The following is a 13,290-nucleotide window of genomic DNA, read 5'->3' on the forward strand; positions in this document are numbered from 1 at the left end:
AGAGGTCGGCGCGCAGCGCCGGGTGAGGGGATATGGTCTCTCGTGAGAGCTGCGGCCCCTCACCCGATTTGCTGCGCAGATCGACCTCTCCCCGCTGGGGAGAGGTGAACCGAACCCGCGGCATCAACCTATTAGTCCCTGACGTCGTAGCGGTACGACTTCGAGACGATCTGCCAGCCGTCGGCGAGCTTCATCGCCACCAGATAGTCGGTGAAGAAGCGCGGCGGCAGCTGGCAGCGCACCTTGATGAAGGCGGTGTTGTCGTCGGAACGGTCGATGGTGACGATGAAATCCTCGCGCGCCTTGCCTTCGGCCTTCCCCGACGGCCGCTTGCGCACCCAGGCGAGCCAGTCCGGCACCGTCAGCACTTTGAGCTCGCCTTTCTCGACCCAGCGCAGGTCGGCGCTGGGATGGAACGCGGCCGCGAGCTTGTCGGCGTCGCCCTCGTAGAGACCGTCGAAATAGGTCTGCACGACGCTTTCGACACTGGATCGGTTCTGGCTCATGGGTTGTCCTCCCGGCAGGAAATTGCTCTGCTCGAATTAAGCCACGAACCGCCCGATCGCGCCACGGGCGGTTGCGCAAAATTCCGCGTGAGGAGGAAGCCGTGACCGCATCTGCACATTCGAAGGCGCGCATGCTGATCGGCGAATGCTACTGCCGCGCGGTGCGCTACGAGGTCGCGGACGCGTTCGGCTACGCGCTCAACTGCCACTGCTCGGACTGCCGCCGCACCACGGGCTCGGCGTTCAAGCCGTTCGCCGGGATCGAGCGCGAGAAGCTGTCCGTGGTCAGCGGCGCCCACTGCATGATGATCTACGGCGACCCCACCGGCCACAACGCGCATTGCCGGCTCTGCGGCTCGCTGCTGTATTCCTTGGTCCGCGACGGCGGCTTCGTCCATGTCGCGATGGGGACGCTCTGCGATGCACCGACGATCCGGCCGAGCGCGCATATCTTCGTCGGCTCCAAGGCGCCGTGGTACGCGATCACCGACAACCTGCCGCAATATCAGGAGCACGTGACGAGTGGCGGGGAATAGATTCTTGCGCCGATCGGTCTGCGGAGTCGGGGCATAGCCGGCGGTATGGAACCGAACCTCGCGGGATTGTCGCAGACAAATAATGAAGACGCTTCCGTCGGTTCCGATCGCGAGCGTGAGGCACCTCACACAGGCCGGCCGCAGCTTCTGGTAGTCGGACCTTGTCGTAGAAGTGGAAGGGTCGCCATGAATGCGCCTCGGCTGTTCAGATTGAATCGATTGGTGCTCGCGGCCACGGCCTTCCTGCTGCTGGTCTGCCAGCCGGCCTTCGCCGAAAAGCGCGTGGCGCTGGTGCTCGGCAACTCCGCCTACCGGAACACGGCACCGCTGGCGAACCCGGTCAACGATGCCTCGGTGATGGCCGCGACGCTGAAGAAGGCCGGCTTCGATTTCGTCGATTTCCGCCATGATCTGCCCGCCGTCGAGACCCGCCGCGCGCTGCGCGAATTCGCCGACCGCGCCCGCGATGCCGATATCGCGGTGGTCTATTATGCCGGCCACGGCATCGAGGTCGACGGCGCCAATTATCTGATTCCGGTCGATGCCAGGCTGGAGCGCGACACCGACGTCTACGACGAGGCGCTGTCGCTCGACCGCATCCTGGTCGCGATCGAGCCGGTCAAGACATTGCGGCTGGTGATCCTCGATGCCTGCCGCGACAACCCGTTTGCCAAGACCATGAAGCGGACGCTGGCAACGCGCGCGATCGGGCAGGGCCTCGCCAAGGTCGAGCCGACCAGTCCGAACGTGCTGATCGCCTATTCGGCGAAGGCCGGTTCCACCGCGGCGGACGGCGACGGCAAGAACAGCCCGTTCACGACGGCGCTGGCGAAATTCCTGCCGACGCCGGGGCTCGATGTGCGCCGCGCCTTCGGCTACGTCCGCGACGACGTGCTGAAGACCACCAGCAACCGGCAGGAGCCGTTCGTCTATGGCTCGCTCGGCGGCGAGGACGTGCCGCTGGTGCCGGCAGCCGCCAAGCCCGCTCCGGTGACCGCCCCGCCCGCTGCGGCAGCGCCGGCGTCGCGATCCGAGGCTCGTCGCGACTACGAGCTGGCGCTGCAGGTCGGCAACAAGAGCGCGATGAACGCCTTCCTCGCGCAATATCCGGACGGCTTCTACGCCAACCTCGCCCGGCTGCAGCTGGAGAAATTCGCGGCCGAGGATGCCCGCGTCGCCGCCACCGAGAAGGCGCGCCTTGCAGAGCAGGAGCGCGCGCGGCTCGCGTCTGAAGGTGCGCAGCGGACGCAGCAGGCCAAGGCCGACGCCGACGCGAAGGATGCCGAGCAGGCGCGTCTCGCCGCCGAGAGGGCCAAGGAGATCGCCCAGCAACAGGCCGCGGCCGCCGAGCAGAAGCGGCTTGCCGCCGAAGCTGTTGCCGCCGATCAAGCCGCAGCCGCGTCGCCGGCCGCGCCGGCGCCCGTCGACAAGCCCACGACTGTGGCCGCGCTGGATGCCGGCTCGCCGCAGGCCGATGTCGCCAAATCGGTGCAGACCGAATTGCGCCGGGTCGGCTGCCTCGCCGGTGCTGCCGATGGTGACTGGAACGCGGCTTCGCAACGCTCGCTGACGCTGTTCAACCGCTATGCCGGCACCAGACTCGATGTCAAGACCGCAAGCCTCGACACGCTCGATGCCATCAAGCTGAAGCCGGCCAGAGTCTGCCCGCTGGTCTGCGAGCATGGCTATCGGGCCGATGGCGAGCGCTGCAGCAGGATCGTCTGCGCCGCTGGCTCGTATCTCAACGACGACAATGAATGCGAGAAGCGGCGCGAGCGCAGGCCGGTCGCCACGCGCGACAGCGACGATGAACGCCCGTACCGGCGTGACGAGCGCCCGTCGCGGCGGGAGCGCGACCGTGCTTTCCATCCGACACGTGAACCACAGGGCCCGTCGGCGGAGACCAGGCGTCCGCAGGCCCGTGCGCGAGCGGAAGGTGGTGGCGGCCAGGTGGTCTGCGACAATGGCGGCTGCCGCCCGATCTCGCACGGCTGTCATATCGAATACCGCGGCGGCGGCGGCATCCCGACCTTTGCCGGCTCCGGGAACGTGCAGGTGTGCAACTAATGCGACTGCAATTAGATCGCGCTCGCCGCGATGTTCACCATCAGCGCCAGCAGCGCCGTATTGAACACGAACGAGATGATGCCGTGCACGGTCGCGGTGCGACGGATTACCTTGTCGGTGATGCCGACATCGGAGACCTGCGCGGTCATCCCGATCACGAAGGAGAAATACACGAAGTCCCAGTAGTCGGCCTCGACATGCTCGTCGCCGCTCGGAAATTGCAGGCCGCCGGGCGTCTTGCCGCGATAGAACTCATGGGCGTAGTGCAGCGCGAAGGCGGTATGCACCACCGTCCATGACAGCGCGATGGTGATGACGGCAATCGCGAGCGCCGTTGGATCGTTCTTGGCGACGCCGAGCTCGGAGACGATGGCGGCGAGGCTCGCAAAGGCGCCCAATGCCGTGAGCAGCAGGATCAGGAAACGGCCGTCGTCCTGGACGATCGCGTCGCGCTTGATGTGGCCGGTGTCACAGCGCAGCATCATCACATAGGCGAGCACGAGATAGAGTGCAGCGAAAGTATCCCAGCCCGCCAGCATGTGCGAGACGGTGCGCGACGCCGGCGCCAGAAGCGCCACCACGATGCCGACCGCAATCGAGGAGAACGTGCGTGGCCGGCCCACGACCACGCGGACCGGCATCGGCAGCTTGCGGAAACGAACAAGGTGGTCGGCGAAATCCTTGTCCATTTTGCTGCCGGTGTCCGCGCCTAGTTCTTGCGCTCGGCGACGAAACGGGCTGCCGCGCGCAACGCGTCGCCCCTGGTGCCGAACACCGACAGCGCGGCGTCGGCGCGCGCCAACAGGTCGCGCACGCGCTGCTTGGCGCCGTCGATGCCGAGCTGGGTGACGAAGGTGGTCTTGCCGAGCGCGGCATCCGCGCCGGCCGGCTTGCCGAGCGCCGCCGCATCGCCCTCGACGTCAAGCAGGTCGTCGGCGATCTGGAAGGCCTCGCCGAGCGCTTTGCCGTAATCGTCGAGCGCCTGGTATTCCTTCGCGGAGGCCTGGCCGAGGATCGCGCCCGCGATGCAGCCGAAGCGCAGCAGCGCGCCGGTCTTCATCTGCTGCAGCCGGGCGACGTCGACCGGCTCGCGGTCGCCGAAGCGGCCTTCGCCGGCGAGGTCGAGGATCTGGCCGCCGGCCATGCCGCCGATGCCGGAGGCGCGCGCCAGCGCACGGGTCAGGAGCAGGCGGACAGTGGCATCCTTGTGGATCGCGTCGCGGGTGATGATGTCGAAGGCGATCGTCAGCAGCGCGTCGCCGGCGAGGATCGCGGTGGCGTCGTCATAGGCCTTGTGCAGGGTGGGGCGGCCGCGGCGCAGGTCGGAATTGTCCATCGCCGGCAGATCGTCGTGGATCAGCGAGTAGCAGTGGATGCATTCGAGCGCGGCGCCGGCCAGCAGCGCGGATTCGCGCGGGATGCCGAACACCGCGGCGCTCTCGACCACCAGGAACGGCCGCAGCCGCTTGCCGCCGCCGAGACTGGAGTAGCGCATCGCCTCGATCAGCCGCTTCGGGCGCACGATCTCGTCGCTTTCGGTCGCATCAGACAGCAATTTTGCGAGCAGGGCCTCGGTATCGTCAGCGGTCTGGTCCAGCCGCTTGGCAAACTCTGCAGTACCGGTCGTCATTAAGAATAGCTCCAGATCGATTTTCGGCCGGACAATCGTTGATGAGACGGGCTTCGTCAATTCCGCCCTGCGACGGATCGCGCCTTAAAAGTGCTGGAAAAACCGTGAATTATCCCACAGACGTGTGGTGGTGCCGGCCGCTCTCTGGCGCACGGGGCCGTTAATCCCAGCCGGGAAACCTCCGTTTTGCGCATCATCCGAATTTTGTTGCTGATTTTGCTGGCCTTGCTGCTGCTGCCGTATCTGGTGACGCCGTTCTATCGCACCGGCCACCCGGTCTCGGCGCTGATGGCATGGCGGAGCCTAACCGGCGCCCCGATGACGCGGCACTGGATCGATTTCGGCGCGTTTTCGCCGGCGCTGCCGCGCTCCGTGATCGGCGCCGAGGATGCGCATTTCTGCAAGCACCACGGGGTCGATTGGGGCGCGCTGCGCGAGGTCATGAACGACGCCGAGGACGGCGAGGTGGCGCGCGGCGGCTCGACCATCACCCAGCAGGTCGCCAAGAACCTGTTCCTGTGGAACGGCCGCAGCGTCATCCGCAAGGGCTTGGAGCTGCCGCTGGCGCTGTGGATCGACTTCGTGCTGCCGAAGCAGCGGATCCTGGAAATCTACCTCAATACCGCCGAAATGGGCCCGTCCGGCCAGTTCGGCGCCGAGACCGGCGCTCAATATGCCTTTGGCCGGTCGGCGGCCGCGCTGTCGCCGCGCGAGGCGGCGCTGCTGGCGGCGATCCTGCCCAATCCGGTCAAACGGAGCGCTCGGAACCCGGGGCCGGGGGTGCGCCGGCTGTCCGGGACCTATATGGCGAGGGGCAACAACGTTCAGCGCTGCTGGAGCGAAAATCAGCGTTATTGAGCCGATTTCGGGCGCTTTTTGCTGTATCCGGCCCTAGCTTTACGCGATCCCTTCCTCTATAAGCGCGGCCTTACCGGCATTGCAGCTTGCGCGCTCAAAGCGCTGAGCCGTCCCCATTTCGGACGATGCCTCCGCAACACCCTAGAGGACACCGTCATGGCCGTTCCCAGAAGAAAAACCTCGCCGTCGCGCCGTGGCATGCGCCGTTCGGCCGACGCCATCAAGACCCCGACCTATGTCGAGGACAAGGACTCCGGCGAGCTGCGCCGTCCGCACCACCTCGATCTCAAGACCGGCATGTACAAGGGCCGCCAGGTCCTCAAGGCCAAGAAAGAGTCCTGATCGGACGTTCGACCCTCACGCGCGATGACGATTGCTCGATCTCGTCGCGCTCAAGGGCTGCGCGCCTGAATTCGGCCCCACAGGTGCGGTCATGACGGGCGTATCAGCGGCGAGGCCGATGCATCGCCGTGTTGCATGGTCTCTCCCTGAAAAGGCGCAAGCCCGATGGTCGGTTTTCCGCTGCTGCTGATCCCGCTCGCGGTCTACAACATCATCGTCTTCCTGATGCCCAGCCTGTCCTTCACGGATCCGCTGGTCACGGTGACGTTGATGTCGGGCACGCCGTGGGCGGTGACGTTGAACGACGTGCTGCTCGCGATCGGCGTACTGCTGCTGTTGCTCGAGGTCATCAAGAGCGGACGGCCCGGTGCGAAATATCTGATGGATCACCTGCTGTCGCTGATCGTGTTCGGCGCGGCCGCGCCCGAATTCGTGATGTGGTCGAAGTTCGGCAATTCCACCTATTGCCTGCTCGTGCTGCTGGCGCTGGTCGATTTCATCTCCGGCATCGCACTGCGGACGCGCCGTCGGGCGTTGGCCGTGCGTGGCAACCAGTTCGAGCCCGCGCCGGAGGTTGCGCAGCCCGCGCCTGCCCCGGCGGCTCACGTTCCCGCTGCACCTGCGCCCACGCCGGTCGCGGCACCGGCTCCCGCAGCGCCTGCGCCGGCCGCGCCGATCTATCCGACGATAGAGATGCCGGCGGTCGAGCCCGCGCCGAAGCCTGTGCCACCGGCGGTGGCTTCACCCGATCTGCAGCCGGGCAGCCAGCCGTCGTCCGACACGCCACCGCGCTGACGGATATTCTCGCTTAGATCACTTGCCGCGTCCGCCGCGTCACGCTGCGGCGCTCGCTTGCGTGCGGGCCGTAGGCGCTCTGCGCGTCGGCCGGCGATCCCCGCCGCAGGCCGCGGGTCTGCGGTTCATGCGCGGCGGTGGCGATCAGCTGGGTGAGGAATGACGGGTCGGCGTGCGGCAGCGGGATCTTCGGCGCCCATTGGGTGGTCGCGGCCAACGGCACCAGGTCCGCGCCAGTCGCGCGCGGCTCCTCGGTGACCTCGTCCCAAACATCCGTCTGATCGATATCGAGCATCGTACGCAAACCCGGTTGAACCGTCGCATTTTGGGACATCGCGTCCCTCTGCAACCCCCATATGGCAAGCGTCATGCCGGCGAGGTGCGATCCGTTCCCGGGCACTCGCAAATGTGGTTTCCAGATTATTTATAAACTTCACCTAGCGTCGGATTCGACGGAACCGGTATCCTCGGTCACAGGAATCAGGCTCAGGATCATCCGGGAGACGTTCCAAATCGAGGCAAGTTCGATGCCCCCTGTCCCGCCAGCTGCCAGCATCCTCGCCGCGCTCGGCCAGGCCACTTTCGCCTGGGACCTGGCGAGCGACGCGATCGCCTGGAGCGACAATGCGGCGGCGGTGTTTCCCGACATCCCCGCGGCGGCGCTCGCCAGCGGCGCGGAGCTTGCCAGGCTGATCGAGCCGCATCCCGCGGTGCGCTCCGAGGCGCTCCACCAGGCCGCGTCGACGCATCACGGCGCGCCGGTGCGGAGCGGCGACCCCGTCGCCTACCGGATCGAATACGGCGTGCGCGCGGTCACCTCGGCACCGGTGATCTGGATCGAGGAGACCGGCTGCTGGTTTGCCGGGCCTGACGGCCGGCCGGCGCGCGCGCAAGGCATCGTCCGCGTCAACAACGAGCGCCACGCGCGCGACGAGCAGCTGGTGAAGCTGTCGCGGCACGATCCGCTGACCAACGAGCTCAACCGCACCCATCTGATCGCCTCGCTGGCCGAGACCATCGAGGAGTGCGCGCGCTTCCGCACCTCCTGTGCCTTCATGCTGATCGGCATTGATCATCTGGCGCGGGTCAACGATGCCTTCGGCTTCGACGTCGCGGACGCCGTGATCGCCGAGATCGCCAAGCGAATTCGCGCCCGGCTGCGCAATGGCGACATGCTCGGCCGCTTCTCCGGCAACAAGTTCGGCCTGATCCTGCGCAACTGCACCGTCGACGACACCAATGTCGCGGCCGAGCGCTTCCTGGCCGCGGTGCGCGACGAGGTGGTGCCGACCAGATCCGGCCCGGTCTCGGTGACGGCCTCGATCGGCGCCGTCACCATCCCGCGCCACGCGCGTTCCGCGGAGGAGGCGGTCAACCGTGCGCAGGAGACGCTGGACGCCGCCAAGAGCCGGCGCGCCGGATCGTTTGCGCTGTGGAAGCCGAATGTCGAGCGCGACGCCCAGCGCCGCGTCAACATCCGCGTCACCGACGAGATCGTCACCGCGCTGAACGAGCGGCGCATCGTGATCGGCTTCGAGCCGGTGGTCGATGCGTTCTCGCGAGCGCCTGCATTCTACGAATGCCTGGTGCGGATGGAGCAGGAGGACGGCCGCGCGCTGCTCGCGCCCGACATCGTGCCGGTCGCCGAGCGGCTCGGCCTGATCCGGCTGGTCGATCACCGCGTGCTGGAGCTTGCGATCGCCGAGCTCGCCGCCGCGCCCGGCGTGCAGCTCAGCCTCAACATCTCGCCCGACACCACGATGGATCCGGACTGGTGGACCACGATCGAATCGCTGATGCGCGCGCATCCCGGCGTCGGCGAACGGCTGATCGTGGAGATCACCGAGACGGTCGCGATCCAGGACATCGACGATATCAGAGGCTTCATCACCCGCCTCAAGAGCTTCGGCAGCCGGATCGCGATCGACGATTTCGGCGCCGGCTACACCTCGTTCCGCAACCTGCGCAAGCTCGGCGTCGATCTCGTCAAGATCGACGGCGCCTTCGTGCAGAACATCGTGCGCTCCTCCGACGACCGCGCTTTCGTGCAGACCCTGATCGACCTCGCGCGCCGGCTCGAGATCAAGACGGTGGCCGAATGGGTGCAGGACGAAGAAGCCGCCGCGATGTTGCGCGAATGGGGCTGCGACTTCATCCAGGGCCGCCTGATCGGGCTGGCGTCGCCGGACCGGCCGTGGAGCGGCCAGGCGGAGAAGACGGTGCCGGCCGCGGGTTAGCCGTCATTCCGGGGCTCGCGCAAGCGAGAGCCCGGAATCCATATCTACGATCGGGTGTATGGATTCCGGGCCTGCGCCAAGAGACGCATCCCGGAATGACGAAATCCAATTGACGACGAAAACCTATTCGTCCTTCTTGGCCGGCTGCGACATCCGTTCCAGCCGGTCCTGCATGTCCTTCATCTGGCGGCGCAGGTCGTCGATGTTGCTGCCTTCGTCGGCCGCGGGCTCCGGCACCTTCTCCGGCTCGGCGCCGCCGCGCGGCGGCACGAACGGCTTGAACATCGAGAAGGTCTGCTGGAACAGCTCCATGTTGCGGCGGACCTGTTCTTCCAGCGGCGCAAACGGCGTGCCGCTCAGGGCGCCCGCGATCTGCTTGCGGAACTTCTCCTGTTCCCTGGTCAAGGTCTCGATCGACTGCTCGAGATATTTCGGCACCACCATCTGCATGCTGTCGCCATAGAAGCGGATCAGCTGGCGCAGGAAGGTGGTCGGCAGCAGGTTCTGCCCGGCCTTGTTCTCCTGCTCGAAGATGATTTGCGCGAGCACGGAGCGGGTGATGTCGTCGCCGGTCTTGGCGTCATAGACGAGGAAATCCTCGCCCTCCTTCACCATCGCCGCGAGATCTTCGAGCGTCACATAGGTGCTCGTACCGGTATTATAGAGCCGCCGGTTCGCGTATTTCTTGATCGTGGTCGGTTGTTCAGATTTTGCCATGGGCTCTCACTTCAACACCGAAGAACCTGGAACCCGGCGGCATCGCCGCGGGGCTAAATGCAACGCATCGCAGCAAAGGTAAGCATTTTCAAAGCGGTTCGGCTAGAGTTTTGTGCTATGCGGTTAATTCCAAAGCATCGCTATTGCTCAGGAAACGGCCAAGGGCGTCATTTTGAGTGCGCTGCCACGCAAATTCGGCCACTGCGCAATTGACACGCGATAACTAGCTTAACAGGATGCAACCAAGAGACAGGCCCGCCAGTCCGGCTGCCCGCCGTCGAAAAAATCCAAGCCCAACCACAGGAGATGTCCATGTCAGACGATGTCGTCATCGTCAGCGCCGCCCGCACCCCGGTCGGCAGCTTCAACGGCGCGTTCGCCACCACGCCCGCCCATGACCTCGGCGCGATCGCGATCAAGGCGGCGCTTGAGCGCGCGGGCGTCGAGCCCGGCCAGGTCTCCGAAGTCATCATGGGCCAGATCCTCACTGCGGCGCAGGGCCAGAACCCGGCGCGCCAGGCCTCGATCGCGGCCGGCATTCCGGTGGAGAGCCCGGCCTGGGGCGTCAACCAGCTCTGCGGCTCGGGCCTGCGCACGGTGGCGCTCGGCTATCAGGCGCTGCTCAACGGCGACTCCTCGGTCGTCGTCGCCGGCGGCCAGGAATCCATGAGCATGGCCCCGCACGCGCAGTATCTGCGCGGCGGCGTCAAGATGGGCGGCTTCGAGCTGGTCGACACCATGATCAAGGACGGCCTGTGGGATGCCTTCAACGGCTACCACATGGGCAACACCGCCGAGAACGTCGCGCGGCAGTACCAGATCACCCGCGCGCAGCAGGACGAGTTCGCGGTGCATTCGCAGAACAAGGCCGAGGCCGCGCAGAAGGCCGGCAAGTTCAAGGACGAGATCGCGCCCGTCACGATCAAGACCCGCAAGGGCGACATCGTCGTGGCCGACGACGAATATCCGCGTCATGGCGCGACGATCGAGGCGATGGCCAAGCTGAAGCCGGCCTTCGAGAAGGACGGCACTGTCACCGCCGGCAGCGCGTCGGGCATCAATGACGGCGCTGCCGCCGTGGTGCTGATGACCGCCAAGGAAGCGGCCCGCCTCGGCAAGACACCGCTCGCCCGCATCGTCTCATGGGGCCAGGCCGGCGTTGATCCCAAGATCATGGGCACCGGCCCGATCCCGGCGTCCCGCACCGCGTTGAAGAAGGCCGGCTGGAGCATCGGCGACCTCGATCTGATCGAGGCCAACGAGGCATTCGCGGCGCAGGCCTGCGCGGTCAACAAGGACCTCGGCTGGGATACCGCCAAGGTCAACGTCAACGGCGGCGCGATCGCGATCGGCCATCCGGTTGGTGCGTCGGGCGCCCGCGTGCTGGTGACGCTGCTGCACGAGATGCAGAAGCGCGACGCCAAGAAGGGCCTCGCCACGCTGTGCATCGGCGGCGGCATGGGCATCGCGATGTGCATTGCACGCGACTGAACAAAAGGCAGCGGGGCGGGTTAGGTGATGAAAAGATCATCTGTCAACCGCGGCGCGAGCTGATAAACAAGATGCCCGGCTTCGCGCCGGGCATTTTCGTTTTTGCGCGAGCATGATCCGGAAGAGTGTGAAGCGGTTTTCCGGAAAGATCATGCTCAAACAAACCAAGTGAGTGAGTGCGAAGGCCGGGGGCAATTCCGGCTATAAAAGACGGCCAAGGAGGAGACGGACATGGCACGTGTTGCATTGGTGACGGGCGGAACGCGGGGCATCGGAGCTGCGATCAGCAAGGCGCTGAAAGCGGCGGGCTACAAGGTGGCGGCGAGCTACGCCGGCAATGACGCCGCGGCGGAGAAGTTCAAGGCGGAGACCGGCATCCCCGTTTACAAATGGGACGTCGCCTCGTTCGAGGCCTGCACGGCCGGCATCAAGCAGGTCGAGACGGATCTCGGTCCTGTCGAGGTGCTCGTCAACAATGCGGGCATCACCAAGGACACCGCCTTCCACAAGATGACGCACGAGCAGTGGACCGCCGTCATCAACACCAATCTCGGTTCGCTGTTCAACATGACCCGCCCGGTGATCGAGGGCATGCGCGCCCGCAAGTTCGGCCGCATCATCTCGATCTCCTCGATCAACGGCCAGAAGGGCCAGTTCGGTCAGGTCAACTATTCCGCCGCGAAGGCCGGCGACATCGGCTTCACCAAGGCGCTCGCGCTCGAGAACGCCAAGGGCGGCATCACCGTGAACGTGATCTGCCCGGGCTATATCAACACCGAGATGGTGCAGGCGGTGCCGAAGGACGTGCTGGAGAAGAACGTGATCCCGCAGATCCCGGTCAACCGCCTCGGCGAGCCCGAGGAGATCGCGCGCGCGGTGGTGTTCCTCGCCGCCGACGATGCCGGCTTCATCACCGGCTCGACGCTGACCATCAATGGCGGCCAGTATCACGCGTAGTCGTCTTGACCGTCATTGCATCGACAAGGTTGTTGTCGGCGGCCACTCCGAAATGTAATCCGTCATCCTGAGGAGCGCGTAGCGCGTCTCGAAGGATCGGCGGCCCCGATCTCTCCGCATGAATGGTCCCTTCTTGCGGAGGCGCGGGGCCGTGCATCCTTCGAGGCTCGCTGCGCGAGCACCTCAGGATGACGGTGACAGAGCGATGTCCTGGCGCCGACCCCTTGGCTCGCAATGACAAGACGATGACCCCCCGAACTGCCACCCTCGTCGGACTGACCGCCATCTTGATGTGGTCGCTGCTGTCGGTCATGACGGTTGCGACCGGCACGATTCCGGCGTTCCAGCTCGCCGCCATGACGTTCGCGATCGGCGCGGCGGTCGCTTTCACAAGCTTCCTGTTTCGCCCCTCGGCGTTCGGCGCGTTGAAGCAGCCGCTGGTGGCCTGGGCGGTCGGCGTCGGCGGATTGTTCGGCTATCACGCACTGTACTTCCTGGCGCTGCGCTTCGCGCCGCCGGCGGAAGCAGGATTGCTCAACTACCTCTGGCCGCTGTTGATCGTGCTGTTCTCGTCCCTGTTGCCGGGGGAGAAGCTCGCCGCCCATCACGTCATCGGCGCAGTGCTTGGCCTGCTCGGCACGGTGCTGCTGTTCGCCGGCAATACCGGAAGCTTCACGACCGCGCAGATCCCGGGATTTGCGGCAGCCTTCGTCGCGGCTTTCGTCTGGGCATCCTATTCGGTGATGTCGCGCCGGCTCAAGGCGGTGCCGACGGATGCGGTGGCTGGCTTCTGCCTGGCCACCGCGGCGCTCGCAGCCCTCATGCACGGGATGCTCGAGACCACGGTGTGGCCCGCGACCTCGCTGCAATGGCTCGCCGTGATCGCGCTCGGCATCGGTCCGGTGGGCGCCGCGTTCTTTGCCTGGGACATCGGCATGAAGCGCGGCGACATCCGCGTGCTCGGTGCCGCCTCCTACGCCACGCCGCTGCTGTCGACCGCGTTCCTGATCCTCGCCGGCTTTGCCAAGCCGAGCGCCAACATCGCCATATCAGCGATCCTGATCGCCGGCGGCGGCCTGATCGCCGCGAAGGACATGGTGTTGAGGAAAAGAACGTAGGATGGGTAGAGCGCAGCGAAACCCATCGCGCATGCG

General features: G+C 66.0%; 14 protein-coding genes. 9 read left to right on the forward strand and 5 right to left on the reverse strand.

All coding sequences use genetic code 11. The features are described 5' to 3' along the window. Positions 1-131 precede the first annotated feature (131 nt). The gene (locus IC762_RS02915) at positions 132-506 is read right to left on the reverse strand and encodes a nuclear transport factor 2 family protein (protein ID WP_195787160.1); all 375 of its coding nucleotides are present in this window, start codon (positions 504-506) and stop codon (positions 132-134) included. Between the two features lie 101 nt (positions 507-607). Here IC762_RS02915 and IC762_RS02920 point away from each other — a divergent pair, with 101 nt between their 5' ends. Beyond that, positions 608-1,042, forward strand: a complete 435-nt coding sequence (locus tag IC762_RS02920) for a GFA family protein (protein WP_195787161.1) — start codon at positions 608-610, stop codon at positions 1,040-1,042. A gap of 186 nt (positions 1,043-1,228) precedes the next feature. Further along, positions 1,229-3,109, forward strand: coding sequence for a caspase family protein (locus IC762_RS02925; RefSeq protein ID WP_195787162.1), 1,881 nt, complete (start codon positions 1,229-1,231; stop codon positions 3,107-3,109). Positions 3,110-3,120: 11 nt separating this feature from the next. Here the strand turns inward: IC762_RS02925 and IC762_RS02930 are convergent, their stop codons facing one another. Next, the gene (locus tag IC762_RS02930; protein WP_195787163.1) at positions 3,121-3,798 is read right to left on the reverse strand and encodes a DUF1345 domain-containing protein; all 678 of its coding nucleotides are present in this window, start codon (positions 3,796-3,798) and stop codon (positions 3,121-3,123) included. 20 nt (positions 3,799-3,818) lie between these two features. After that, positions 3,819-4,739, reverse strand: a complete 921-nt coding sequence (locus IC762_RS02935; protein WP_195787164.1) for a polyprenyl synthetase family protein — start codon at positions 4,737-4,739, stop codon at positions 3,819-3,821. 186 nt (positions 4,740-4,925) lie between these two features. Here IC762_RS02935 and mtgA point away from each other — a divergent pair, with 186 nt between their 5' ends. From mtgA to IC762_RS02950, 3 genes are all read left to right on the forward strand, one after another. Beyond that, the gene (gene mtgA / locus IC762_RS02940; protein ID WP_195787165.1) at positions 4,926-5,597 is read left to right on the forward strand and encodes a monofunctional biosynthetic peptidoglycan transglycosylase; all 672 of its coding nucleotides are present in this window, start codon (positions 4,926-4,928) and stop codon (positions 5,595-5,597) included. Positions 5,598-5,753: 156 nt separating this feature from the next. Beyond that, complete coding sequence (gene rpmF, locus IC762_RS02945; RefSeq protein ID WP_021077536.1) at positions 5,754-5,939, forward strand: 50S ribosomal protein L32; 186 nt, start codon at positions 5,754-5,756, stop codon at positions 5,937-5,939. 165 nt (positions 5,940-6,104) lie between these two features. Further along, complete coding sequence (locus IC762_RS02950; protein WP_195787166.1) at positions 6,105-6,734, forward strand: hypothetical protein; 630 nt, start codon at positions 6,105-6,107, stop codon at positions 6,732-6,734. A 13-nt stretch (positions 6,735-6,747) separates the two neighbouring features. On the opposite strand, the gene IC762_RS02955 is transcribed toward IC762_RS02950, so the two are convergent. Next, positions 6,748-7,029, reverse strand: a complete 282-nt coding sequence (locus tag IC762_RS02955; protein ID WP_195787167.1) for a hypothetical protein — start codon at positions 7,027-7,029, stop codon at positions 6,748-6,750. A gap of 232 nt (positions 7,030-7,261) precedes the next feature. Between IC762_RS02955 and IC762_RS02960 the strand changes: the two genes are divergently transcribed. Next, a complete protein-coding gene (locus IC762_RS02960) occupies positions 7,262-8,971 on the forward strand; it encodes a putative bifunctional diguanylate cyclase/phosphodiesterase (RefSeq protein ID WP_195787168.1) in 1,710 nt (569 codons plus the stop codon). A 123-nt stretch (positions 8,972-9,094) separates the two neighbouring features. Here the strand turns inward: IC762_RS02960 and phaR are convergent, their stop codons facing one another. Further along, on the reverse strand, positions 9,095-9,688 hold the full coding sequence (phaR, locus tag IC762_RS02965) for a polyhydroxyalkanoate synthesis repressor PhaR (protein ID WP_195787169.1): 594 nt from the start codon (positions 9,686-9,688) through the stop codon (positions 9,095-9,097). Positions 9,689-10,000: 312 nt separating this feature from the next. Here phaR and IC762_RS02970 point away from each other — a divergent pair, with 312 nt between their 5' ends. The 3 genes from IC762_RS02970 to yddG all read left to right on the forward strand — a co-directional run bounded on the left by IC762_RS02970 (position 10,001) and on the right by yddG (position 13,254). Next, positions 10,001-11,179, forward strand: coding sequence for an acetyl-CoA C-acetyltransferase (locus tag IC762_RS02970; RefSeq protein WP_195787170.1), 1,179 nt, complete (start codon positions 10,001-10,003; stop codon positions 11,177-11,179). A gap of 231 nt (positions 11,180-11,410) precedes the next feature. Continuing rightward, positions 11,411-12,136 (forward strand): acetoacetyl-CoA reductase, encoded by a 726-nt coding sequence (phbB, locus tag IC762_RS02975; RefSeq protein WP_195787171.1) that lies wholly within the window; start codon positions 11,411-11,413, stop codon positions 12,134-12,136. 245 nt (positions 12,137-12,381) lie between these two features. Then, positions 12,382-13,254, forward strand: a complete 873-nt coding sequence (gene yddG / locus IC762_RS02980) for an aromatic amino acid exporter YddG (RefSeq protein ID WP_195787172.1) — start codon at positions 12,382-12,384, stop codon at positions 13,252-13,254. The last annotated feature ends 36 nt before the right edge of the window (positions 13,255-13,290 follow it).

The sequence above is a fragment of the Bradyrhizobium genosp. L genome (assembly GCF_015624485.1).
Lineage (GTDB): Bacteria > Pseudomonadota > Alphaproteobacteria > Rhizobiales > Xanthobacteraceae > Bradyrhizobium.

Coding starts and splice junctions, on each gene's coding strand:
- IC762_RS02930 (WP_195787163.1), bottom strand. CDS start 3,798: ATGGACAAGGATTTCGCCGACCACCTTGTTCGTTTCCGCAAGCTGCCG.
- rpmF (WP_021077536.1), top strand. CDS start 5,754: ATGGCCGTTCCCAGAAGAAAAACCTCGCCGTCGCGCCGTGGCATGCGC.
- yddG (WP_195787172.1), top strand. CDS start 12,382: ATGACCCCCCGAACTGCCACCCTCGTCGGACTGACCGCCATCTTGATG.
- phaR (WP_195787169.1), bottom strand. CDS start 9,688: ATGGCAAAATCTGAACAACCGACCACGATCAAGAAATACGCGAACCGG.
- IC762_RS02955 (WP_195787167.1), bottom strand. CDS start 7,029: ATGCTCGATATCGATCAGACGGATGTTTGGGACGAGGTCACCGAGGAG.
- IC762_RS02950 (WP_195787166.1), top strand. CDS start 6,105: ATGGTCGGTTTTCCGCTGCTGCTGATCCCGCTCGCGGTCTACAACATC.
- IC762_RS02960 (WP_195787168.1), top strand. CDS start 7,262: ATGCCCCCTGTCCCGCCAGCTGCCAGCATCCTCGCCGCGCTCGGCCAG.
- IC762_RS02925 (WP_195787162.1), top strand. CDS start 1,229: ATGAATGCGCCTCGGCTGTTCAGATTGAATCGATTGGTGCTCGCGGCC.
- IC762_RS02935 (WP_195787164.1), bottom strand. CDS start 4,739: ATGACGACCGGTACTGCAGAGTTTGCCAAGCGGCTGGACCAGACCGCT.
- phbB (WP_195787171.1), top strand. CDS start 11,411: ATGGCACGTGTTGCATTGGTGACGGGCGGAACGCGGGGCATCGGAGCT.
- IC762_RS02915 (WP_195787160.1), bottom strand. CDS start 506: ATGAGCCAGAACCGATCCAGTGTCGAAAGCGTCGTGCAGACCTATTTC.
- IC762_RS02970 (WP_195787170.1), top strand. CDS start 10,001: ATGTCAGACGATGTCGTCATCGTCAGCGCCGCCCGCACCCCGGTCGGC.